This is a genomic window from Romboutsia sp. 13368 (assembly GCF_018336475.1).
Lineage (GTDB): Bacteria > Bacillota > Clostridia > Peptostreptococcales > Peptostreptococcaceae > Romboutsia.
This window is the reverse complement of the sequence record NZ_CP048741.1, coordinates 544,830-545,306: the sequence shown is the minus strand read 5'-3', so window position 1 is coordinate 545,306 and position 477 is coordinate 544,830. Positions and strand designations below refer to the sequence as shown.

Below are 477 nucleotides of genomic sequence, written 5' to 3'. Positions count from 1 at the left end.
TTTTTTTGTAAGTATTGTCATTAATAATCACTTTATATACATTTTTATTTAATTTGTAATTGAATATTTTATTATAATTAACTAAAATATCATTATATAGGGGGGATAATTTTTAATGGGGAGATGTAGTAGAAATAAAAAAAGAAAAATAAAAAATAAGTTTAAATTAATTATTATATTTTCATTATCTTTAATTATTTTATTTATTAGTTTTAAATCATTTCATAGCAATAATAAGGTAGTTAAGTATGAACAAGTTTCTAAACCTTCATCAACTGATAAAGTTCATACAGTTAATTTAAATGCGATAGGAGATGTTATGGCTCATGCACCTCAACTCAATGCTCAACACGATCCTAAAACAAATACCTATTCATTTGATAACAATTATAATTATGTATCAAAATATATACAAAAAGCTGATTTAGCTATAGCTAATTTAGAAACCACTCTAGCAGGTGGTACCATACCATATAA

General features: G+C 22.9%; 1 protein-coding gene. It reads left to right on the top strand.

Annotation, left to right across the window (positions count from 1 at the left end; translation table 11 throughout):
- Positions 1-115: 115 nt before the first annotated feature.
- A partial coding sequence (locus tag G3997_RS02315; protein ID WP_296647462.1) for a CapA family protein occupies positions 116-477 on the top strand: 362 nt, incomplete at its 3' end.